The 431-nt window shown below is 36.4% G+C and carries 1 pseudogene; it reads right to left on the reverse strand.

The features are described from left to right. Window positions 1-431: pseudogene (locus CYP64_RS07300) on the reverse strand (preprotein translocase subunit SecA); the annotation flags it as partial.

The following is a 431-nucleotide window of genomic DNA, read 5'->3' on the forward strand; positions in this document are numbered from 1 at the left end:
GTTTTTAGGATATCCATTTGATAAAGGTGCTCTCTCCACGCATTATCAAGCACTTGAAGGTATAAAATTTTCTCTATATCTTTTCTTTGCTCTTCGTTTAGCACGCTCATCTTTTCGTTATATCTAACCTCTAAAATTTGCGCTATTTTTTCTACTAGCTCATTATACTCTAGCCCTTTTAACTCGCTCTCGTCGATCTCTTCGCCACAGTCCGCAAGGATGATAGAGCATAAATTTTTAATATCAAAGTCATCTTTCAAGCCGCCATGGAAAATTTCAGCCGTATCAAGTAAATTTGTAGCGTATTCAACCCTATTTTGAGCTATCTTCTCACTCATATCGTAGTTTTTATCAAGTAGCTCATCGCGATATTTATAGATGGTCTTTCTTTGTTCATTTGCCACGTCATCATACTCAAGCAAGTGTTTTCT

The sequence above is a fragment of the Campylobacter concisus genome (assembly GCF_002913945.1).
Taxonomy (GTDB): domain Bacteria; phylum Campylobacterota; class Campylobacteria; order Campylobacterales; family Campylobacteraceae; genus Campylobacter_A; species Campylobacter_A concisus_P.